The following is a 21,132-nucleotide window of genomic DNA, read 5'->3' as shown; positions in this document are numbered from 1 at the left end:
TTGTGGTAATTGACTAAGGTTAATATTGCCGTTTTATAGGTAAATGTTATAAAAAATCCCACTAAAATAGGTCATTTTAATGGGATTAATCGTAGTCAGTTATGTAATGGACTCATTAAACTGAATTTATAAATGAATCTATGCGTTTGCTGTTGTTTAAAAACTCAGTCAAAAGGTTTAATAAATCAGTTCACCTATGGGATTGAGTAGCTTACTCAGACCTTTGGTAAAATGCAGCGGTGCATCTAATACTGTGTAGCATAAGCAACCGTTAATGGTTTTCGGTGAGTGATGATGTTGGCCGTCAAGCACGATAAAATCACCTGGCACATAGTCACCATTAAGATCGGAAAACTCTCCGGCTAGCAATAGTGTTAGTTCATAACCTTTATGGGTATGTTGGGGGATTTCACCTTGGGCATCTATATGCAATAGGCTAGCGCGGGTGTTCGTTTCGTCGACATCAAAACGCATGCGACTGACTTTGCCTAATATTTGCCATGGACGGGCCAAATGCTGACGAAACACCGATGGCACAGTGTAATGCTGTTGCTTTATGTCGACATCGATAGGGGCGTTATTAGGCACATTTGTCGCTGCCGGTTGAGCCATGATTTGCGCCATCATAGCGTTAATGTCCAATGCCGATTCTTGATTGTCGCCAGAGTGTTGCACCTCAACATACTCTCTGTGCATCAACTCTTCGCCCGTATCATTTGCAGCATGACCGCCATCAGGATTTAATGCTAAATTTGCAGCTTGTTCTGTGAATAGGGCAAGCTGCTCTCGACAAGTCTCACATAGGTCGCAGTGTGCGGATATTGCTATCGCCATTGATAAAGGTAAGTTCCCATTGGCATGGCTGACGAGTAATTCTTGTTGAGGATGATGCTTAATCATTGTGTGTCTCCAAGAAGCTTTTCAACTTTTCTAGCCCTAATCTTAAACGGGACTTTATGGTCCCTATCGGTACCTTTAGGGCATCGGCTAGCTCTTGTTGAGTGAGTTCTTGCATGTAAATGCCTTGCACAACTTGTCTTTGTGCTATGGGAAGGGCATCAAGATGTTGGAGTAATTTAGCCGTCAACTTGTGATCAGTGAGTGTGTCCTGAGCCATGGTCGCATCACACAGCGGCCAAATATCATCACCGAAAGTATCTTCTCTATTGTGTTGTACCCGTCTAAGCATATCGAAACATTGATTACGCATGATGGTAAACACCCAAGTTGTCACTGACCCTTTTTCTGCATTATATAGATGAGCCTTAGTCCAAACGCTGGTCATGGTTTCTTGTACTAAATCCATCGCCAACCCTTGTTGATTCAGTCTTTGTAAACCAAAGGCTCGGATCTTGGGCATGAAATGCTGAAATAAGTGACCAAAGGCGGCTCTGTCTCGGTTGTCTGCTACTTGTAGCATAAACGTGATTAAAGCATCCGCTTGAGGCTCGCAGGTTTGGGAAGCTGGAATTTCGTTATCCATAGCCGAATTAGTCAGAGACGTGATTGGGACATGATACCGAGTTTGCCTGCTTTGTGATTGAATATTTTCCATTATTTTCGCTCTTATCCCAGTCGTGAGTGCTGAGTGTGATATCAGTAACGACAAAATTGAGAAGTGTGTTGCACTTCTGAGCCCAGTTTTGCTGTCAAACTTTCAATCAATACGAAGTGGCTTAAATAAAGGATCATTCACAGCATTATTTAATGACGGCCCGCAATAGATCTCGGGTCATAATATGATCTAAGGCATTAATGCAGGTGTACTTTTCGGATGCTTGTACGGGTAATATTTCTAGCCAGCGCTGGCAGACCCAAGCGATATCATCGAACTGTTCTGTTTGGTAGTGCTTGAGATGTTGCGGATATTCCTTAAGAATGTTTTGTAACATTTGACTCAAGTAACGTTCATCGGTCGCAATACGTACAGCAGGCCAATTGTCGATTAAACTGACGTCTCCGCGTTTTAAACCATCGGCTTCGACACTGATTTTATCAAGTTTAAAGCGTTTAGAACCTTGAATACTGATCCCTAATAGTCCGTCTGGTAAGGTTTCAAAATCAATAATATGCACTAAGGTGCCTATGGGCTGAATGGTTTTACCATCCTCTTCAAGCATACATAAGCCAAAGCCTTGGCCTGACTTTAATGATTCGGCGACCAAGCGCTTATATCTAGGTTCAAATACCCGCAGTTGTGTGTAACCTTCGGGCAATAAACAAATGGGTAATGGAAAAAGAGGTAATTTCATCGTGGCCTCTGGTGAACTTATGTTCCTATCATTACGTACCATAATGGCAGTTCGATCAGTAAAATTATCAACAGTAGTTTACCCATAGTGAGAGGATGGCATGAAATTAAATCCATTTGAGAAAAAGATCGTTCAGCATCCATTACGTTTTTGGTTACAAAATCATCTCGAAGCGCCCTTATTGACCTCTATGATGCCAAAACCTATGGCTTTGTGCGAACGCGCATTAGAAATAGGTTGTGGGTTTGGTAACGGCATTCAGTTGATCCGCGAACATTTTGGCGCGGGACATATCACGGCCGTGGATATCGACCCTGACATGGTTGCCTCCGCACAATCCCGCTGGCAATCTCGGCCGCAAGGGTTAAAAGGGCTGAGTTTCTCGGTTGCTGATGCAACATGTTTACCCTTTGGCGATGGCGAGTTTGATATTGTGTTTGATTTTGCCGTATTCCATCATATTCCAGAGTGGCAAGCGGCCATTAAGGAAGTTGCAAGGGTGCTGAAACCGAACGGATACTTTGTGATAGAGGATTTATATCGTGCCGCAATTTGTAATCCATTGAGCCGGCGCTTATTTGAGCATCCACAGCAGAATCGCTTTAATCATAGTGATTTGTTAACGGTATTGCGCCAGCTGGGATTTAAGATTGTCCGCGATAGAAATGCCTTTAATCTTGCGGGTATGGTGCTCGCCCAGAAAATATTGCGTTAACACTAAGACCAAATATTAGCAATGTCGCGTATTATCTGAAAATATAAGCTTAGGGATGCAGATATCTGAGATGCGCTAAACGAAGTTTATGGCCGAACTTTGCGAGAGTGGTTGTAATTTTTAGATAAAATAGACTCTCGGCATGGTTCTTCATGGGAGTTTACCGCTATAATTTGAGCTAATCCGTCGCATGTGGGGAAAGGATTTTCCTCAAGAGTAGAGAAGCAGCATTATGGCAAACGTACTTGCAACCGTAGATCAGCGTACCAAACTCGTTGGTGAGAACCGACTTGAGTTGTTGCTCTTTAGCATTAATTCCACGCAGTTATTTGCCATTAACGTCTTTAAAGTCAAAGAAGTTGTCAAGCTTCCTCCCTTGAATGCGATGCCGGGTAGTCATCCGCATATTTCTGGTGTTGCTAATATTCGTGGGATTTCTATCCCCGTGATTGATTTACGTTCGGCCATAGGGTTTAAGCCCGTGCCGCCTAACGAAGATGCCAATATGATCATCACGGAATACAACCGCAGTGTGCAGGGTTTCTTAGTCGGTAAGGTTGAACACATTATCAACATGACTTGGAGCGATATTATGCCGCCGCCGAAAACGGCTGGACGTAATAATTATCTAACGGCAATTACTCGCATAGAGCATCAAGGTCAGTCGCAGTTAGTGTCTATTATCGACGTAGAAAAAGTCTTGGCGGAGATCATTCACTACGATATCCGTTTATCAGAAGGTGTACTCGACGAAACCTTAGTCCATGAAATGCCTGGCAGAAAAATCCTGATTGTGGATGATTCGTCGACCGCCAGACGTCAAGTGCGTGAAACGTTAGGCCAACTGGGTATCGAAATTATTGAGGCATCTGATGGCTTACAAGCGCTGACGTTATTGCAGAAATGGCGTGATGAAGGTAAACAAGTTGCCAAAGAATTATTGATGATGATTACCGATGCCGAAATGCCCGAAATGGACGGTTATAAGCTCACTTCTGAAGTGCGTAGCGATAAAGCTATGTCGGATTTATTCATCACCTTAAATACTTCGTTGAGTGGCAGTTTTAACCATGCCATGGTTGAAAAAGTGGGCTGTGATAAGTTTATTTCTAAGTTCCAACCGGATTTGCTGGTGGAAGTGGTGCAAGAAAGATTAAGACAAGTGATCAATCACTGATCGCATTTTGAGATTCGAACTATCGGTGATTGACCTTGAGTCGATCATCGGTAGGTTTAGTGTTTTTAAGGAACGCTTTAATAACAGTTTTTAATACGGTCTTTGAATCACATTCTTTCAACTGCTACTTTTTTAACTGCTTTGCTGCAAACATCTGCCAACCCACTACCTATAACTCGCTCGATTATAACGCTAATTCGGCTGCTACATCTTGTAACACTTGGCGTTTCATTTCTTTGGCGGCGGCAATATGGATACGGGCGAGCCTTAAGGCATAGTTGAATCTTGCTCGGCCGACGAGGCGCACCAGTTCGGCAAAAAACTGTGGATCTAAGGTGAATTGCGTCGAGTAGTACTGGATTGCAGCATTAACTGAGTTAAAGGTCACGCCATCAAATTCGAAACCTGCGTTATAACCTTGGTCGTCAATTTCTTCGCCCTCTAAAACCAGTGGCCAGCCGGGTGCGTTGATACGGTCTCGTGCAATTTGGTACATCATCCAAGCACTTTTCTTAAAGCCTTCAAACACTTTGCAGGAAAATTCAGACTCGGCCAGTTCTTCTTCGGTCCAATTAATCCCAATCGCGAGGTGTTTCGCATAAATACGCATTAGTGCATCTTTGACGGCCATACGACAATCCCAAATGGAGCTAAGAGTATGTTGTTTGGCTAATCGCAAACATTCGCTGCAGGCGGGCACAGCTAACGAAGCATGTGGTGTATGTGTGTGTGCGATATATTCGAAGTGTTGATGGCTCGGTTCGCCACAAAACCAGCAAGTATGGCGTTTGTCGAAGGGAATATCGATAAGCGGAATAGCAGACATCAAGGAATGAGCACCTCAGTCCTTGATGTCATCAATGGCATACTGAAGCGATTAAACTTCTTCAACATCAACCAAATCTTTTGCTAAAACAATCGGATCAAGTTCAAGACAATCTTCATCGGTTTGCCAATCAACACCGATTAATACACCATCGTCGTTTAGATCTGAGACCCAATATTCTAGAAATTCTTCTAATGAAATAGAAACGGGTTGATAGTCGTGCCATTCGTCGCTGCAATGGGATTTTGCAGTAGTTTCATTTGACCATAATGGCATCACATCTGTATCTTCAAATTCTGAAGAATCACAAACGACCCAGCCTTCGCCAGTTTCATCCATTAGACCCCAAAGCGTCTGATGTTGTTTTACATTTTTGATAAAGCCAGCCAAAGCCGCATTGATTTCAGTCATGATAGGTCTCTTTGATGTGTGCTGTTAACTTATCCATTATACGGTAACGTGCTGCGATACCAAGGGATTCTTTGTTAAGATTTTTTTTGTGTTGGATAACTGAGCAATAAGCCTATGCCGCAAGGTATTTATGGCGATAAGGATTGTGTTACGTGTCACTATGGGTCAGGATTATTGGTAATGAGTCGCCTTGGTACAGGCTGTTTTACTGACTAAATGTGGCTCAGATAGGGGCTTTACGTGGCGGGGAAACGTGTCTTCTATGCTTTTGGCCGTTAAAGGTGTTTTGGATTCTAACCTTTAACTCGTTATGCCAAGGCGAATATCTCTCTAGGGCAATTCCCTCTTGAAGACGGAATATTGTCGTGTTTAGCCACAACAGTGTGATTACTGTGTCATTGTTGTGAGATCAAATATTGGAGTTGTTGATTTGATTAAAATTAAAGGGTTAACTTATCTGTTTGCGAGTATTGCCGCCTGTGTCAGTCTGAGTGCCTGTTCAAGTGCGCCAACGGCGAGTGCTAACGCAACCAGCACTAATGCAAGTGGCATTGCTGCTGAAGTCAATCAAATGCCCGATATCAGTGCTAGCGTACAATCTAATGCAGAGGCGTTTCCAATGTGCTTGACTGGACTGCAAGCGCGAGCACGTGCAGAAGGCCTGTCAGAGGCGACGATAAACTCTACCATTGCGAACTTGAAATTTGTCCCTCGAGTGATTGAGTTGGACCAACAGCAACCCGAATTCAGCCAGACATTTGATAATTATTTCAGTAAGCGCGCGACCGAATGGCGGGTCAATGAAGGCCGCCGTTTACTGCAAAAGCACAGTGTCTTACTTAATCAATTAGCGCAAAAATACGGCGTCCCACCGCAATATATCTTGTCTTTTTGGGGACTGGAAACAAACTACGGCTCCTATAAAGGCAAAATGTCGGTATTGAATTCGCTGGCGACTTTGGCCTGTGAGCCACGCCGTAGCAATTATTTCACCATAGAGCTGATGCAAGCCTTAAAACTGAAAGAAAAGTATCAGTTCGATGATGACACTATGGTGGGATCATGGGCTGGTGCTATGGGACATACGCAATTTATGCCTTCTGCGTATGCCAAATATGCGGTCGATGGTGATGGGGATGGTAAGGCCGATTTATGGAATAGCACTACAGATGCGCTCACTTCTGCCGCGAACTTTTTGCAGCACTTAGGTTGGCAGCGTAATCAGCGTTGGGGGCGTGAAGTCTTGTTGCCAAAGGATTTTAGTTACAGTCATTTAGGCGCGAAACAGCCCTTGTCGTTATCTGAATGGGCTGCGCTCAATGTAACGCAGTCGAATGGGCAACCTTTGCCTGCCGTCGATATTCAAGCTGCGCTGTATTTGCCTGCGGGACACACAGGCCCAGCCTTTTTAGGTTATGAGAATTTTAATGTGATCATGCGTTGGAATCGCTCCGAATTTTATGCCATTACGGTTGGGCACTTAGCCGATCGTATTAATGGTGGACAACCCTTGACGGTCAGTCCGCCTGAGCAACCACGCTTAAGCCGCGAGCAAGTAAAGCAACTGCAAACAAAACTGAACGAGGCTGGATTTGATGTTGGTAAGCCTGATGGTGTGTTGGGACGTAACTCTATGGCAGGGTTGCAAGCCTTTCAACGTAACAAACAGATGATTGCCGATGGCTTCCCAAGCCCAGAGGTGTTTACTGCTTTAGGACTATCACTTTAGTCACTGTAGCCACTGTAGCCAAAGAGCGCTCGCTGCAGGTTTTGAGTGCTTTGAGGCCGGATAAAAAAGTGGAGTGAAAAGCGCAGTTTTGTTAAGCTCGGCCCACAATTGAAATCGAAGAAAATCAAAGGATATTCGATGAGCATTAAAGACGATATGGTTGTGCAGTTTAACTACACACTGCGCGACGAGAAAGGTGAAGTGATCGAGACGAACGAAGGTCGCGATCCGATTGCCTATTTACACGGTCATGACAACATGATGCCAGGTGTAGAAAACGCGATAAATGGTAAGGCCATAGGTGAAAAGTTCACTGTGACTTTGCCTGCTGCTGAAACCTACGGTGAGCGTGTAGCGGATGCTGACGCACATCAACGTGTGTCAGTTAAGCACTTATTAGGCGCGACTGTGTGGAAACCAGGCATGACAGCAGTGGTTAATACCGACCAAGGTCAGCGCCAAGTGACTATCGTTAAAATGGGTAAGTTTATGGCGACTGTGGATGTAAACCATCCATTAGCCGGCCGCGAACTGACATTTGATATCGAAGTCGTTGGTGCCCGTGACGCGAGTGATGAAGAAATCGCCCACGGCCATGCCCATGGCGCTGGTGGTCATCACCACTAATCTTTAGGCTTCGGGTTCGGCTTCGAACTTGGCTTCTATTTGACTCAATGTGAGATGAGTATAAGTTCAGTATGAGTTGAATGAATCGAGGCTAAAGATTAAATAGCAAAAGCCCAAACCTAGGTTTGGGCTTTTTGTTTTTATGGTGCTAATGGCTTAATGATTGTCGCAACCGCTAATGGCTCCTTATCTCGCTAATGGCTATGTTCATGCTCGAGTGGTTTGTCGGCAAACATCATATCTAGGCTTGCTTGGGTTTGGGGATGATAGCCGCTGCGAGCCCTGAGATAGACGCTTTTGGTCCAGTCGTATTTATCTGAGCTTGCTAGCTTTTGATATAAAGGCACGATTAAGCGCATGCGGCCAATATGGGTTAAGTGTTGTTTTAATGCGGGTAGTACTGCGTAATAGCCGTTGTCTAGGGCGAGTGAATACCATGCGAAAGCAATTTCACTGTTGCCAGTGCCCGTAAAATGGAACGCCTTATCTAGCTCGGCAAGTTTGGTTTGATCTAGATTGATCCTTGGCATTTCATTGATGAATCTTAACCACTGGTGGACTGTCCAAGTGCTGGTTTTCAACTCGCTTGCACTGAGTTTACCCTCGAGCCAAGTTTGTCTTTGAGCATCAATATCATCGAAGGCATGGGAATTAGGCGGCACAAGAAATGACGGTAAACCTTGACCTTCAATCCAAGTATCCACTTCGCCTTCACTGACAAGATGGGGATATTTGTTTAATAGATTCAAAGATAAATATTCACGGAATTGCGCCGTAGTAATACTCTGAAATGCAAAATGATCGAAGTAGCTTTTTACAAAAGTGTCGAAGCGTTCACGGCCAAATTTTTGCTCTAAAAATATTAAGAACAACTGGCCTTTTACATAAGGGACACCGCTGAAGGCTTCGTCGGGCGAACGTTTACCGAGATTGAGATGTAGCACTGAATCGGCAGGAGTAAGTTCTGCAAGCTCGGCAAGCAATTCAGAGTAGCCGATGGTTTGCTCCATCAGCGCTCGGTCACGACCATAGAGATCTTCCATGATGCGGTTCTCAACATAGGTCGTAAAACCTTCATTAAGCCAGAGATCGCGCCAAGTGGCGTTGGTCACTAAATTACCCGACCACGAGTGCGCAAGTTCGTGGGCGATGAGGCTCACTAAGCTTTTATCACCCGCGATCACTGTGGGTGTAATAAAAGACAAACGCGGGTTTTCCATGCCGCCAAAGGGGAAACTTGGTGGCAAGATAAGCAAGTCATAACGTCCCCAAGGGTAATCGCCATAACGTTTAGCCGCGATTTTGATCATTTCTGGCGTGTCGGCAAATTCTTTGCTCGCTTTGTCGAGGATCTCTGGCTCAGCCCAAATGCCCGAGATGTTATCTAAGGGAGCAAACTTTAAATGTCCTGCCGCAATAGCAATCAAATAAGCTGGAATAGCCTGCGACATAGTGAATTGGGTCTGAGTGCTCGACAGGGTTTTGCGATCGGCACTCATGACCACAGTGATGGCTTTATCGGCCGTAATCGTTGCGCTATAGGTTTGGCGAACGGCTGGCGTATCTTGCAGTGGGATCCAACTGCGGGCGTGAATCGCCTGACTTTGACTGAACATAAAAGGCAACTGTTTACCTTGGGTTTGCTCAGGGGTTAACCATTGAATACCAGACGGATTATTCGACGTGTGATAATTGATTTTGACCTTTTGACTATTTTCATCAGCAAGTTTGATGGTCAGCGCGGCGCCTTTTACAGCGTCCGCTTTGGCTAACGTGAATGGCATGCTTTGCCATTTTCCCGCTGTATTTAAAGCACTTACGCTGTTAATCGTCAGATCTCGAGTATCTAAGATGAGTTCTTTCCCCACCTTATGCCAAGCTAAATCGAGGGTGGCTTCACCGGATAAGCGGTTTTGCTTAAAATCGACGGTAAGGGCTAGTTCCAAATGACTCACGCTGACTTCAGTGTAATTGGCGTAGGTCAGTGCATCTTGGTTCTGCTGCGTATCAGCTTGTACAACAGTGGCAGTAGGCTCAGTGGTTAAGGTATTTGGAGTGCTATTGGCATAAGCGCAGGGAAGTAGTTGCAGGGCAAAGACTAGGGTGCTGCAAAGGACGGTTCGGCGAAGTGAAAGCATTATTTATAGTAGCCTAATGATGAAGTATGTTAGTTCGAGTTTGGGGTGATAAGACCATCAATTCAGCTTGGTTTTCTGTTAACCCACTCTATATAGCACAAAAGATATAGCGCAAAAGTTTACCTGATAATTCACTGGATTTGTTATCTCACTGTTAGCTCAAATGTAATCAAACTTTAATGGCTTGGATGCTGGTCAGGAAATGCCATCGGTAAAAGAGCACAAGTTTGCTATGATGACGGCGTTTTCACATAGGGCGGTTATCATAATGGTGTTAGATTTTTCGCAGGGTAAGTTAATCGTTACTGAGTTTGAGGTTCAAGTGCGCCTCAACGTTGCCAGTATCGTACTGCAAGCGAGTGCTGAGGATATCGGCTTGAGACGTCAGCCTCCTATGCTGATCGCCGATGGTGGCGGTGTACGTTGGAGCTTAGTATTGGACTCAAATGCTCAGTTACGTGCGATTCAAGATGTGCTGGGCATGGATGCTGAATAACCTGTGCCCGAGTGGTGATGAGTGTTTAACGTATAGATTTATCATCATTTTTTAGTTGATGAGTGTTTAATATCGAATTGGGAATTTTTAGTATGTCAGTTTCTCTTGAGCGTATTGTTGTCGAACCTAAGACTCCTGCTACGGCTGTGGTTATTTGGTTACATGGATTAGGGGATTCGGGGGCCGGATTTGCTCCCGTAGTGCCTGCATTAGGCTTACCTGCAGATCATGCTATTCGATTTATTTTTCCCCATGCACCAGAGCAAGCCGTGACCATTAATGGTGGCTACATTATGCGCGCTTGGTACGATATTAAAAGCATGGATTTGCATGACAGAGCCGATATGCAAGGCGTGCTTGAGTCGGAGAAAATGGTTGCCGCATTAATTAATGAACAAATCGCGGCGGGTATTGCGAGCCAACGTATCGTATTAGCGGGATTCAGTCAGGGTGGAGTCATGAGTTTATTCTCTGGACTGCGTTTCCCTGAGCCACTTGCAGGGATTATGGCGTTGTCTTGCTATTTACCGACGGGTGATGTGTTACCCGCTGAATTAAGCGCGGCGAATCGCAATACACCCATATTACAGCAACACGGTCTACAGGATGATGTTGTACCATTTTCCGCTGGAATGTTAGCAAAAGAAGCCTTAACTGCGGGCGGCTATCATGTTACGTGGCAAACTTATCCAATGCCTCATTCTGTCATTCCTGAACAATTGAAAGCGATTTCTAAATGGTTATTACAGCGATTTGAAATGTAGATAAGTCTAATTGCTGATAAAAACAGCATGCGGTAAGTTGAAATTTACCCATGCTTGTTTTTTTAAAGGAACAATCGCGATGTTTTTTCATATTTCCTAAGTTATTTATAACAAACGATTAAAATCCATTTATTCCATTTTTATTTTGTATTCTCTAAATATATAAAAATCAGTCATTCAGCTTATTTTTTTATATGAAACAAATCCTTCTTAAAATGCCCGCCAAATTTCATATAAATGTCAAGTTTTTAATAAAAATGACACAATTTATCTTTATTATTTGCTATTATCCGTGACGCTGAACTTGATGGAGTTCACGGCAATCTTTCTATGATAAAATAATTAAAATCAAGGGGTTGATGTAATGAGACATATGCTTATTAAAGGATTAGTTGCAACTGCTGTTCTCGCTGCACTTGCGGGTTGTAATAATAGTGATGACGATAAAGTTCCAACAACGTGTGCTGAAGCGGGAAGTGCTTGTAAAACGTTTACCGTTTTACATACCAATGACAACCATGGCCGTTTCTGGGAAAACAGTGATGGTGAATACGGTTTAGCCGCTCAGAAAACTCTGGTTGATCAAATTCGTGCAGAAGTGAGTAAGAATGGCAGTCAAACCTTATTATTATCTGGTGGTGATATTAATACGGGTGTACCAGAATCTGATCTTCAAGATGCCATACCAGACTTTACGGGCATGAATAAAATTGGTTACGACGCCATGGCTGTTGGTAACCATGAGTTTGACAATCCGTTATCAGTACTTGATATGCAGCGTCGCCTTGCTGAATTCCCTATGTTAGCGGCGAACATTTACCGTAAAAATGCCGATGGTACTCTTGGTGAGCGTTACTTTGATGCCTATAAAGTATTTGACGTTAATGGTCTTAAAGTTGCTGTTATTGGTTTAACGACAGAAGACACTGCTAAGATTGGTAACCCAGAATACATTAGCGATCTAACATTCACCGATCCCAAGGTGGAAGTTGCTAAAGTGATTAAAGAAATTAAAGATGCCAAAGCGGCAGATATCATTTTCGCTACCACGCACATGGGTCATTACGCGGATGGTAAAAATGGTAGTAATGCCCCTGGCGATGTAGCTATGGCTCGCGCATTGAAAGAAGGGGATTTACAAGTTGTTATCGGTGGTCATTCACAGAATCCAGTGTGTATGGAACCGGGAACTGACAACAAAGCTTATGCAGCCTTTAAGCCTGGTGATGCATGTGCACCTGATAAACAAAATGGCACTTGGATCATGCAAGCCCATGAATGGGGTAAATATGTTGGCCGTGCAGATTTTGAATACTTTAACGGTGAACTCCATCTAGCGAGCTACAAGCTTGTCCCTGTGAATATGCGCAAACTGGATGATGCTGGTAAGAAAACTGCTGACTTAGCAGGCACTAAAATTGAACCGGATTCAGAGTTAAAAGAGCTGCTTTCTTACTATCAAGAGAAAGGTCAAGCTAAGTTAGACGAAGTCATTGCGACAACGGATGCCCTGTTAGATGGTGAGCGTGCAAACGTGCGTAATAAGCAAACTAACTTAGGCCGTATGTTAGCGATGGCACAAAGTGCTAAAGTGACTGCTGATTTTGGTGTAATGAACTCCGGCGGTGTACGTGCATCTATCCAACCAGGCAACATTAGTTACCGTGACGTGCTGACTGTTCAGCCATTTGGTAATATGGTTACCCTTAACGAAATGACGGGTACTGAAGTTGCGGTTTATTTAGGCGCAGTCGGCAGTCTTCAAGTTGGTTCTGGTGGTTATGCACAAATCACTGGTGTGAAAATGACCATTGACTGTGTGGCTAAAACAGCCAACATCAGCGACATTGGCGGCAAGGATTTTAGCCCAACAGCCACTTATAAGTTCACTGTACCTAGCTTTAATGCTGCGGGTGGTGACGGTTATCCTAAACTAACCAGCCCAATTCAAACGGGTTTTGTTGATGCTGATTTACTCTATTCTTTCTTGAAAGAGAAACAAGTGATTAAAGCTGCTGACTACAATCCTGTAGGCGATATTGTTTATGAGAACTCAAAAAGTGTTGAAGGTTGCCAACTTTAAGTAATCAATCATTACTCAGTGTTTCAATATTAATGCCACTCAAATGAGTGGCATTTTTTATGGTTAATTAATATTGAACTAAGTGTAAATTAATATTCAGCGTTTTATTTGGGATACACTTTGATTCATTTGAGGCGTGAGTTTCTCGGTGTTCTTTTGGTTAACAATTGAGATTTATTGTATCAAATTAAATATTTAATATATTCAACTGGCCTGTATTGCTTAACCCCATGATGTATATCCGGATATCTTATATTTAAGTTGATTTATTTTGTGTCAATTTGTTTTAATTTGAGATTAATTGTTTTTAATGGTTGACTTAGATGTTGCGCATTAACATTATCACTACGGCGAAACAAAGTTCGCTTGCCAAATATAAAAATAACAAACAAAGGGTTTTATTTACCTCAAGGAGAGATTAATGCGCTATTTAAGTTTAACGGCCAAAGCCGTTCGTACTAGTTTAATTACAGTGGCGACAAGCAGTGTGGTTTTTTCTGGAATAGGCTTTTCTGCAGCGGTAAATGCAGCAGAAGAAAATGCGAAAGTTGAACGCATTGAAGTGACGGGTTCTCGTATTAAACAAGTTGATATGGAAACTGTTTCACCCGTGACTGTCATTAATGCTGCGGATATTGCCATGACGGGTGAAAAAACCGTTGCTGACGTATTGAATAACTCTGCGATAAACAGCTTTGGTTCTTGGCGTGGTATTTCTGGCTATGGATCAGGAGCAAGCTCAACCAGTGATGTCAATTTACGTGGTTTAGGAGCGTCTGCGACATTAGTGTTATTAGATGGACGCCGTATGCCGGGCACGAGTTCGAGCTCTGGCTCTGTGGCCGATACATCTTCTATCCCTATGGCTATCGTGGAGCGTATTGAAATCCTGCGCGATGGCGCCTCGGCAGTATATGGTTCCGATGCGGTTGCGGGTGTGATAAACATTATCACTAAGAAAGAGTTTGAAGGGTTTCAGCTTGATTACAGTACTGAGCAACCAAGCGTGGAAGGAGGCGATGCCAACCGTTTATCACTTGCAACGGGCTTTAATACTGATAAAGGCAATATCACGCTAACCTATGAATATTATGATACTAAAGCGGTAATGGATCGTGATATTTGGCGAATGGACGATTCAAGTTATAATGCATATAGTGGATATAGCTCAGTACCAAACGGTAAATATGGACCAGGCAATGGTAGCTGGTATAGTAATTCAGATATATGTGAAAAAACGGAAAATACCATAGACTCAGGTGATGGTCGTTGTTTATATAATCATGGTAATGTCACTAAGTTATTTGGCGATCAAACTCGTAATTCGCTGTTATCTAATTTCTCCTATGAGATTTCAGAGAATATAAAATTCCGAGGTCGTGCTTCTGCTTCATTAGCAGAAACTGAAACCCGTTATGCGGGTACGCCAGTATCAACGAATACCCCTGTGATGAGTGCCGATAATAAGTTTAATCCAGTTGGCGAAGAATTAGTGATTTCTATGCGAGGCGCGCAACTTGGCGAGCGAGATACATTAACTGAAACCAACAACTTTGATATTCTAGGTGGCTTTGTTGGTACAATAGATTCAGGGAATGGTATCGACTGGGAATTAAATGCCCAGCACGCAACATCGACGACAAATAGTTTTAATTATAATTTACTGAACGACGATATTATTCAGCAAGAAATTGATTCAGAACAATATGATATTTTCAATACCTCTGGAATGAGTTATGAGCAGTGGGATCAACAGATGACAGATCTGTATCGTAAAGCAGCGCATACTGGGGTTTATCAGGGCAAATTTGAAAGTACTCAATTGGATGGTCTTGCTTCGACCTTACTGCTCGATGACGGTGATCTTTCGGTCGCTATGGTCGGTGGTCTTGAATATGAAATGATCAAGTTTAAGCAAACCAGTGATCCAGAATCGGCCGCGGGTATTATCTCCGGCGGTTCGGGGGGTGATGATGTGGATGCCACACGTGACCGTAGCGCCGCTTATTTGGAACTCCAAGTAGGCTTACCTGCCAATGTTGAGTTTTCTGCCGCAGTACGTTATGAGCGCTATGAGCAGGAAGGAACTCTCACAGGGCCTCAGGGGGAAGTCGTTAATTCATCGACCTTCGATGCCGTGGTGCCTAAGTTTGGTTTAAGCTGGCGTCCTATAGACACATTATTACTGCGTGCTAGCTATGGTGACTCATTCCGCGCGCCGAATATGAGCGAAATGTTCTCGTCTCAATCCTTGAGTTTTGAGAAGGGTGTTGATTCTTTATGGTGTAATGAACCTGGTAACGTGGATGCCATATATTGCGCGACTAATAATCAACATAAAACCTGGTATGGAGGAAATCCAGATCTAGAGGCAGAAGAGGGCAACTCGTTAACCTTTGGCGGCGTTTGGAATGTCACTGACGCATGGAACTTGGAGTTATCTTATTACTCAATCACCTATGACAACAAAATTGAGTCAATTGATGTGGATGATATCCTGCGTGATGAAATCAAGAATGGTTCTTCTCCCTATGTGACGCGCGGTCCAGATGGCAAGATTGAATATATTGAAGCCGGAGTTCGTAACTTAGCTACAGTTGAGACCTCAGGTATCGATTTTGTTACGGCTTATAACTTAGAAACAGGCTTTGGGGATTTCAATTTCAAACTGGATTTAACTCATGTGCTTGATTTTAAAAAGCAGGACAACGCTGAAGCAGACATGATCGACTACGCAGGGTCGACTGACTCGCCCGATTGGCGCGGTAACTTTGCGACCAGTTGGAAATACGATGATTTCTCTGCCGCATGGACAGTTGTTTATATTGGTAGTCAATCAGCAAGTTATTTCAATGAGTTAGAAGAAACCGACCGTTATGTTGATTACGATAATTACTTTAAACATAACATTCAGTTTGGTTATACCCATGCTTATAACGGCTCTATCACAGTAGGGGTGAATAATGTGTTTGATGCTGAAACACCAAACTATTACACCTACGCCGATTATCGCGATGTGAATGTGGGTTTATATGATGTGTTAGGTAGAACGTATTACCTGAGAATAAACCAGAAGTTTTAGGTTGTCCGCCCTCCCTGGATAACTCAAACCTCCGCTTGCGGAGGTTTTTTTGCTTATAAGGCAGTTTACTGGATGTCGAATGAGCGCTATCAATGCGTGAGGCGCAGTTCGTGGCGGTGTTCATGCTGATAATGCTCGGCGCAGGAGGTGCAGCGTTGTTCGGTGGGATCTTGGCTTAAGCGTTCGCTTTCAATTTCTGCCTCACAATCCGAGCAAAGACCGTAGAGACCTAAGTCGAGCTGGCAAAAGGCGGCATCAAGTTTATTTAATCGGCAAAATAGTGGGTGTTCAGCCAGTGGTGTCTGAGCCAATTTATCAATTAATTCTGCCAGACTCAGGCTAGCGTAATGCTCCCCTATGGCTTCGAGGAACAGAGGGAGCGCGCCGATTTCTTTCCTTAGATTAGCTTCAAGCTCTGACAATTCATGTCTGATATGGGTGGTGCTCACGTAAAATCGCCTATTTCATTTGACTCTAGGCGTCCAGTCTAATAGTTCCACTATCAACGACTATGATAAAGATCAAGTATCTGCCACATTTTCGGTTTTTTAGCCGTTAAAAATCGAAAAAGTACTTCATTCTTATCGCATTATATGTGCTACGGCAAAAGCCCTTTTATCACACATATCGTCGCGATTATTCGTCGCATAAGTTCCGTTGCGCCGTTTCTAATACGCGGACTATTTCTTCCGTTGTTTTAAAGACTCGCAGTTCCCTAAACAAGGTATCGGCTTCGGGATATTGACGGTTGAGATAGGTGAACCACTGTTTGATCCGGGCTGGATAATAGTCACTCTTACGGCTATTGAGTTCCCTTTGGGTATAACTGAGCATGAGCCCTAAGGTTTGCGCCCAAGTATAAGGAGTGGCTCCTGTCTTGATAGTATCAGCCAAGTTCGGCAATGAAATTGCCCCGCGGCCGATCATGATACTGTCGCAGCCCGTGACTTCGATACAACGCTTAGCATCGTCACTGTTCCAAATTTCACCGTTGGCGATCACCGGGATCGGCAAACGTTTGCGCACTTCGGTGATGTATTCCCAGTAGGCTGGCGGTCTGTAACCGTCGACTTTACTGCGCGCATGGATGGCAAGTTCAGTTGCACCGGCTTCATACACTGCAATGGCGTTTTCCATAAACAGTGACTTATCTTCGTAGCCCAAACGTATTTTGGCCGTTACGGCATGCTCTTTTGGTACTGCTTGACGCATGGCTTTGACAATATCGTGCACACTCTCAGGATATTGCAATAATACGGCGCCACCTTTACTGCGGTTAACAATTTTTGCTGGACAGCCAAAGTTTGCATCAACACCGTGTGAGCCTAGCTCAATGGCACGCAGGGCATTTTCGCCCATACATTGGGGTTCTTGACCAAGCAATTGTACTCGTACTGGCGTACCTGAAGGGGTGTTGCCGTTGTTGAGCAGTTCAGGACACAGTTTGAGAAAGACCTTTTCAGGCAGCAGTTGGTCTACCACTCGCACAAATTCGGTGACGAGCAAATCGTAGGGATTGATGGTCGATAGGATGTCACGCATCAAAGCGTCTACTACGCCTTCCATTGGAGCCAAAATCACACGCACTGCAGTAAACCCATATCTGTTGCAAAGGGCGAGCATTCTACCTTATCAGCTCTAAGTTACAAAGTGGCCTTGTGAAGGAGGATGAATAGGTACGCCAATAAATAAAATCCAAGCTAAACTGATTGTCCTAGCAGGATATTTTGACCATTTCTGTGACTTAGTGATATTTTTTGCAATAGAATCGAAATAAGGCAGGTCTTTTGCTGTAAGCCAGCTACTTAAACTGTTGTTGGTCATTATTACTCAATAAACAAGAAGGGATTATTTATGAATTCAGTTAAAAAAACAGCAGTTGCAGTCGCGTTAGGTTCAGTTGTGATGAGTTCAGCTTTTGCTGTCAATGCACAAACTAACCCATTTGGTTTTGAAGCTATGGATGCGGGCTATCAAATTGTCGGCTCAGAAGGCAAATGTGGTGAAGCCAAATGCGGCGCAGACATGAAGAAAGCCGCCGCTGAAAAAGCCAAAGAAGGTAAGTGTGGTGAGGCTAAATGCGGTGCTGAGATGAAAAAAGCGGCTGCAGATAAAGCTCATGAGGGGAAATGTGGCGAAGCGAAATGCGGTGCTGACATGAAGAAAGCCGCTGATAAGGCCCATGAAGGTAAGTGTGGTGAAGCGAAATGTGGCGCTGATATGAAGAAAACCGCCGAAAAAGTGGATGCTAAAGTCGAAGCCGTTAAAAAAGAAGTGAAGTAAAGCGGGTTTGTTTTATCCCTGCAGTTATTGGGATAATTGAGCCTAAAGAGGCCAGCCAGCGCTGGTCTCTTGTGTTTTATTCTTAAGCGATTACAGGTTAGCGTTCGTGAGGTTCTATGAATGATCAAAAAAATACGGCACAGGTAGGGCTGGGATTAAGACGAGAAATGCTCAGTGAATTTTGTTTACAGGTGCCTGATGCTATTCATTTTTTTGAAGTGGCGCCTGAGAATTGGATGACCTTAGGTGGTAAATTTGGCCGCCAATTTCGTGAGTTGACTGAGCAACATACTTTCTACTGCCACGGTTTGAGTTTATCCATTGGTAGCCCTGAACCTTTAGATCTCGCGTTTATAAAAAATATCAAAACCTTTATGGATTTACACCAAATCCAAGTCTATTCCGAACATTTAAGTTATTGCTCAGGGCAAGGTCACTTATATGATTTAATGCCTATCCCTTTTACCTGCGCTGCGGTGAAGCATGTGGCGGCGCGGGTCAAGCAAGTAGAAGATATTCTAGAGCGGCCGCTTATTTTAGAAAATGTGTCTTTTTATGCCGCTCCAGGTGCGCAAATGACAGAACTTGAATTCGTTAATGCCGTGCTGCAAGAAGCCGATTGTAAACTGCTACTAGATGTGAACAACATCTATGTGAACTCGATAAACCATCAATACGATGCCGATGCCTTTTTACAGGCCATGCCGACAGAGCGCATCGCTTATCTGCATATTGCTGGGCACTACAAACAAGCTGAAGATCTGCTCATTGATACCCATGGCGCAGCCATTAACGATCCCGTCTGGACATTATTACAGCGCTGTTATGCTTTGCATGGGGTAAAACCGACTTTGCTTGAGCGTGACTTTAATTTGCCGACAACCGCTGAATTGTTGCTCGAGATAAATCAAATTCACGGTTATCAAATGGCGGCGTCCAGCTCCCATGCTCAAAATAGCGCTCATGCCGTAAAGAGGAGCGCCTAATGGATTTTAAGCAAGTGCAGCAATCCTTTATCGATTATATCCGCGATCCCTCTTCGCCATTGCCCGCGGATACTGATGTCCGGCGTATGCAGGTTTACCGCGAGTTATTTTTTAATAATGTGCTGGGATTTGTGTCGAACGGCTTTCCCGTGCTTAAAAGTTTGTATTCTGAGGAGGAATGGCTGACTTTGGTGCAACGTTTTTTCAGTCAACATGATTGCCAATCGCCCATTTTTATCGATATCGCGGGTGAGTTTTTAGATTTTTTACAGCAGGAATATCAGCCCACGGCAAATGATCCTGTTTTTATGCTCGAATTAGCGCACTATGAATGGCTAGAGTTGGCCGTTGCGGTCGCACAGGCGAGTGAGGATGAATCTCAACTCAGCTCAGCGCAAATGTCGACGCAGGCTTTATGTTTGTCGCAGACGGCGAGGGTGGCGCAGTATCATTTTGAGGTGCAGCACATTCGTCAGGATTATCGTCCGCAGCAACAACTCGATACGCCAGTGTTTTTTTGTCTCTATCAAGATGCCGATTGCGAAGTGTGCTTCTTACAGTTAAATCCCTTAAGCGCACAGGTGCTGGCATTTCTTCAAGCCCAAGGCCAAGCGGGTTTTAAAGAGATAGTTGATTGGTTAACAATCACTTACCCTCAAATGGCGCCAGAGATTATTGAGCAAGGTTGTATGCAGTTACTCGAGCAATTAGCGGCCAAAGGGATAGTGCGCGGACGTCAGTCTTAAGGTTGGGATTATTGCCGAAATAAATGTAATAACCCTACATTTAGAGGGTTTTTATTAATTTGACAAACCGCTACAATGTCGGCCGTTTTGTGATCTCAATCACTGTACGATTCCTGCGCACTTATACTTGCACATACTAGAGGAGCTGTAATGAGTAGTCAGCCGTTCAAAGACCCATTTAATTTTTTGTATTTTATTGGTTTTATTTTAGTTTTACTGTTGCCGACTCTGCCAGCAAGTCTGTCTTGGTTAAAGCATTTAGGTTTAATTTAAGCGAGCGTTAATCTCTAGCGCGTAGCCTATTGGCCACTCTTCGAGTGGCTTTTGTTTTTCCGATAAAGGGCATTTAAACCTATGGTATTAAAGCGCGGATTATTTTTACTGTTAGGCTTAACCGCTTTAGTCTTAGGTTTAGTCGGTATCGTGCTACCGATATTGCCGACCGTGCCTTTTATCTTGCTTGCTGCCTTCTGCTTTGCCCGCTCGAGTGAACGTTTACACCATTGGTTGATGACACATCCCTGGTTTGCCGATGCCTTAACCCAGTGGCAAGAGCAGCGAGCAATGCGTACGGGATTGAAACGCAAAGCCATGATAGTTAGCGCACTCAGTTTTAGTGTCAGTATTATTGTGGTCCCCATCCTTTGGGTAAAAGGTCTGCTGTTTGTCATGGCATTGGTCCTACTTTGGTATCTTAAAGGTATACCTGAAATAGAGGGATGATTGAGTGATTGAATGGGCTCAAGTGCTGTGACTGAAAGTTTAGTCGTGTTCTTGTTGAGGCTATTTAACTGAGTGCCAACAGGGTTTGATCTAA

General features: G+C 43.8%; 22 protein-coding genes. 13 read left to right on the top strand and 9 right to left on the bottom strand.

The annotated features are described in order from the left end of the window. Positions 1–177: 177 nt before the first annotated feature. From L5L91_RS08130 to L5L91_RS08120, 3 genes are all read right to left on the bottom strand, one after another. Positions 178–900, bottom strand: a complete 723-nt coding sequence (locus tag L5L91_RS08130; protein WP_173244241.1) for a ChrR family anti-sigma-E factor — start codon at positions 898–900, stop codon at positions 178–180. Next, positions 893–1,555 (bottom strand): sigma-70 family RNA polymerase sigma factor, encoded by a 663-nt coding sequence (locus L5L91_RS08125; protein ID WP_028759609.1) that lies wholly within the window; start codon positions 1,553–1,555, stop codon positions 893–895. The genes L5L91_RS08130 and L5L91_RS08125 overlap by 8 nt, the downstream gene beginning before the upstream one ends. Before the next feature lie 145 nt (positions 1,556–1,700). Next, on the bottom strand, positions 1,701–2,252 hold the full coding sequence (locus L5L91_RS08120) for an LON peptidase substrate-binding domain-containing protein (RefSeq protein WP_028759610.1): 552 nt from the start codon (positions 2,250–2,252) through the stop codon (positions 1,701–1,703). Positions 2,253–2,352: 100 nt separating this feature from the next. Here L5L91_RS08120 and L5L91_RS08115 point away from each other — a divergent pair, with 100 nt between their 5' ends. Both L5L91_RS08115 and L5L91_RS08110 read left to right on the top strand, forming a co-directional pair. Further along, complete coding sequence (locus tag L5L91_RS08115) at positions 2,353–2,967, top strand: class I SAM-dependent methyltransferase (protein ID WP_263163016.1); 615 nt, start codon at positions 2,353–2,355, stop codon at positions 2,965–2,967. 232 nt (positions 2,968–3,199) lie between these two features. Next, entirely contained in the window at positions 3,200–4,144 is a 945-nt protein-coding gene (locus L5L91_RS08110) for a chemotaxis protein CheV (RefSeq protein WP_105252200.1), read from the top strand. 184 nt (positions 4,145–4,328) lie between these two features. Here L5L91_RS08110 and L5L91_RS08105 read toward each other — a convergent pair whose 3' ends face one another. Both L5L91_RS08105 and L5L91_RS08100 read right to left on the bottom strand, forming a co-directional pair. After that, on the bottom strand, positions 4,329–4,970 hold the full coding sequence (locus tag L5L91_RS08105) for a hypothetical protein (RefSeq protein ID WP_263163014.1): 642 nt from the start codon (positions 4,968–4,970) through the stop codon (positions 4,329–4,331). A gap of 51 nt (positions 4,971–5,021) precedes the next feature. Further along, the gene (locus tag L5L91_RS08100) at positions 5,022–5,381 is read right to left on the bottom strand and encodes a DUF2750 domain-containing protein (protein ID WP_263163013.1); all 360 of its coding nucleotides are present in this window, start codon (positions 5,379–5,381) and stop codon (positions 5,022–5,024) included. A gap of 430 nt (positions 5,382–5,811) precedes the next feature. On the opposite strand from L5L91_RS08100, the gene L5L91_RS08095 reads away from it, so the two are divergent. Both L5L91_RS08095 and L5L91_RS08090 read left to right on the top strand, forming a co-directional pair. After that, the gene (locus L5L91_RS08095; RefSeq protein WP_263236066.1) at positions 5,812–7,110 is read left to right on the top strand and encodes a lytic murein transglycosylase; all 1,299 of its coding nucleotides are present in this window, start codon (positions 5,812–5,814) and stop codon (positions 7,108–7,110) included. Between the two features lie 138 nt (positions 7,111–7,248). After that, positions 7,249–7,737, top strand: coding sequence for a peptidylprolyl isomerase (locus tag L5L91_RS08090; RefSeq protein WP_105252202.1), 489 nt, complete (start codon positions 7,249–7,251; stop codon positions 7,735–7,737). Between the two features lie 194 nt (positions 7,738–7,931). Here L5L91_RS08090 and L5L91_RS08085 read toward each other — a convergent pair whose 3' ends face one another. Continuing rightward, positions 7,932–9,875 (bottom strand): M1 family metallopeptidase, encoded by a 1,944-nt coding sequence (locus L5L91_RS08085; protein ID WP_263236064.1) that lies wholly within the window; start codon positions 9,873–9,875, stop codon positions 7,932–7,934. Between the two features lie 268 nt (positions 9,876–10,143). Between L5L91_RS08085 and L5L91_RS08080 the strand changes: the two genes are divergently transcribed. From L5L91_RS08080 to L5L91_RS08065, 4 genes are all read left to right on the top strand, one after another. Then, positions 10,144–10,371, top strand: a complete 228-nt coding sequence (locus tag L5L91_RS08080; RefSeq protein ID WP_006082094.1) for a DUF3389 family protein — start codon at positions 10,144–10,146, stop codon at positions 10,369–10,371. A 92-nt stretch (positions 10,372–10,463) separates the two neighbouring features. Continuing rightward, positions 10,464–11,135, top strand: a complete 672-nt coding sequence (locus L5L91_RS08075) for an alpha/beta hydrolase (RefSeq protein ID WP_263163007.1) — start codon at positions 10,464–10,466, stop codon at positions 11,133–11,135. Between the two features lie 364 nt (positions 11,136–11,499). Next, positions 11,500–13,218, top strand: coding sequence for a bifunctional UDP-sugar hydrolase/5'-nucleotidase UshA (gene ushA / locus L5L91_RS08070; RefSeq protein WP_028759619.1), 1,719 nt, complete (start codon positions 11,500–11,502; stop codon positions 13,216–13,218). 421 nt (positions 13,219–13,639) lie between these two features. Further along, a complete protein-coding gene (locus L5L91_RS08065) occupies positions 13,640–16,300 on the top strand; it encodes a TonB-dependent receptor (protein ID WP_173244258.1) in 2,661 nt (886 codons plus the stop codon). Between the two features lie 89 nt (positions 16,301–16,389). Here L5L91_RS08065 and L5L91_RS08060 read toward each other — a convergent pair whose 3' ends face one another. From L5L91_RS08060 to L5L91_RS08050, 3 genes are all read right to left on the bottom strand, one after another. Further along, a complete protein-coding gene (locus L5L91_RS08060; protein ID WP_028759621.1) occupies positions 16,390–16,749 on the bottom strand; it encodes a TraR/DksA C4-type zinc finger protein in 360 nt (119 codons plus the stop codon). 187 nt (positions 16,750–16,936) lie between these two features. Beyond that, complete coding sequence (locus L5L91_RS08055; protein WP_263236062.1) at positions 16,937–17,887, bottom strand: tRNA-dihydrouridine synthase; 951 nt, start codon at positions 17,885–17,887, stop codon at positions 16,937–16,939. Between the two features lie 51 nt (positions 17,888–17,938). Further along, a complete protein-coding gene (locus L5L91_RS08050; protein WP_263236060.1) occupies positions 17,939–18,124 on the bottom strand; it encodes a hypothetical protein in 186 nt (61 codons plus the stop codon). A 30-nt stretch (positions 18,125–18,154) separates the two neighbouring features. On the opposite strand from L5L91_RS08050, the gene L5L91_RS08045 reads away from it, so the two are divergent. The 5 genes from L5L91_RS08045 (at position 18,155) to L5L91_RS08025 (ending at position 21,038) form a co-directional block, all read left to right on the top strand. Beyond that, the gene (locus L5L91_RS08045) at positions 18,155–18,583 is read left to right on the top strand and encodes a hypothetical protein (RefSeq protein WP_028759624.1); all 429 of its coding nucleotides are present in this window, start codon (positions 18,155–18,157) and stop codon (positions 18,581–18,583) included. Positions 18,584–18,699: 116 nt separating this feature from the next. Next, positions 18,700–19,569, top strand: coding sequence for a DUF692 domain-containing protein (locus tag L5L91_RS08040; protein ID WP_263236058.1), 870 nt, complete (start codon positions 18,700–18,702; stop codon positions 19,567–19,569). Further along, complete coding sequence (locus L5L91_RS08035) at positions 19,569–20,315, top strand: DUF2063 domain-containing protein (protein WP_263236056.1); 747 nt, start codon at positions 19,569–19,571, stop codon at positions 20,313–20,315. The genes L5L91_RS08040 and L5L91_RS08035 overlap by 1 nt, the downstream gene beginning before the upstream one ends. Before the next feature lie 150 nt (positions 20,316–20,465). Further along, positions 20,466–20,588 (top strand): hypothetical protein, encoded by a 123-nt coding sequence (locus tag L5L91_RS08030; protein ID WP_006082086.1) that lies wholly within the window; start codon positions 20,466–20,468, stop codon positions 20,586–20,588. Positions 20,589–20,669: 81 nt separating this feature from the next. Then, positions 20,670–21,038 carry a YbaN family protein gene (locus tag L5L91_RS08025; RefSeq protein ID WP_263163000.1) on the top strand — a complete coding sequence of 123 codons (369 nt, stop codon included), beginning with the start codon at positions 20,670–20,672 and terminating at the stop codon, positions 21,036–21,038. The last annotated feature ends 94 nt before the right edge of the window (positions 21,039–21,132 follow it).

This window comes from Shewanella sp. SM55 (genome assembly GCF_025654025.1).
Taxonomy (GTDB): Bacteria; Pseudomonadota; Gammaproteobacteria; order Enterobacterales; family Shewanellaceae; genus Shewanella; species Shewanella oncorhynchi.
This window is presented reverse-complemented; position numbering and strand designations above follow the sequence as displayed.

Coding starts and splice junctions, on each gene's coding strand:
- L5L91_RS08130 (WP_173244241.1), bottom strand. CDS start 900: ATGATTAAGCATCATCCTCAACAAGAATTACTCGTCAGCCATGCCAAT.
- L5L91_RS08125 (WP_028759609.1), bottom strand. CDS start 1,555: ATGGAAAATATTCAATCACAAAGCAGGCAAACTCGGTATCATGTCCCA.
- L5L91_RS08120 (WP_028759610.1), bottom strand. CDS start 2,252: ATGAAATTACCTCTTTTTCCATTACCCATTTGTTTATTGCCCGAAGGT.
- L5L91_RS08115 (WP_263163016.1), top strand. CDS start 2,353: ATGAAATTAAATCCATTTGAGAAAAAGATCGTTCAGCATCCATTACGT.
- L5L91_RS08110 (WP_105252200.1), top strand. CDS start 3,200: ATGGCAAACGTACTTGCAACCGTAGATCAGCGTACCAAACTCGTTGGT.
- L5L91_RS08105 (WP_263163014.1), bottom strand. CDS start 4,970: ATGTCTGCTATTCCGCTTATCGATATTCCCTTCGACAAACGCCATACT.
- L5L91_RS08100 (WP_263163013.1), bottom strand. CDS start 5,381: ATGACTGAAATCAATGCGGCTTTGGCTGGCTTTATCAAAAATGTAAAA.
- L5L91_RS08090 (WP_105252202.1), top strand. CDS start 7,249: ATGAGCATTAAAGACGATATGGTTGTGCAGTTTAACTACACACTGCGC.
- L5L91_RS08085 (WP_263236064.1), bottom strand. CDS start 9,875: ATGCTTTCACTTCGCCGAACCGTCCTTTGCAGCACCCTAGTCTTTGCC.
- L5L91_RS08080 (WP_006082094.1), top strand. CDS start 10,144: ATGGTGTTAGATTTTTCGCAGGGTAAGTTAATCGTTACTGAGTTTGAG.
- L5L91_RS08075 (WP_263163007.1), top strand. CDS start 10,464: ATGTCAGTTTCTCTTGAGCGTATTGTTGTCGAACCTAAGACTCCTGCT.
- ushA (WP_028759619.1), top strand. CDS start 11,500: ATGAGACATATGCTTATTAAAGGATTAGTTGCAACTGCTGTTCTCGCT.
- L5L91_RS08065 (WP_173244258.1), top strand. CDS start 13,640: ATGCGCTATTTAAGTTTAACGGCCAAAGCCGTTCGTACTAGTTTAATT.
- L5L91_RS08050 (WP_263236060.1), bottom strand. CDS start 18,124: ATGACCAACAACAGTTTAAGTAGCTGGCTTACAGCAAAAGACCTGCCT.
- L5L91_RS08045 (WP_028759624.1), top strand. CDS start 18,155: ATGAATTCAGTTAAAAAAACAGCAGTTGCAGTCGCGTTAGGTTCAGTT.
- L5L91_RS08040 (WP_263236058.1), top strand. CDS start 18,700: ATGAATGATCAAAAAAATACGGCACAGGTAGGGCTGGGATTAAGACGA.
- L5L91_RS08035 (WP_263236056.1), top strand. CDS start 19,569: ATGGATTTTAAGCAAGTGCAGCAATCCTTTATCGATTATATCCGCGAT.
- L5L91_RS08030 (WP_006082086.1), top strand. CDS start 20,466: ATGAGTAGTCAGCCGTTCAAAGACCCATTTAATTTTTTGTATTTTATT.
- L5L91_RS08025 (WP_263163000.1), top strand. CDS start 20,670: ATGGTATTAAAGCGCGGATTATTTTTACTGTTAGGCTTAACCGCTTTA.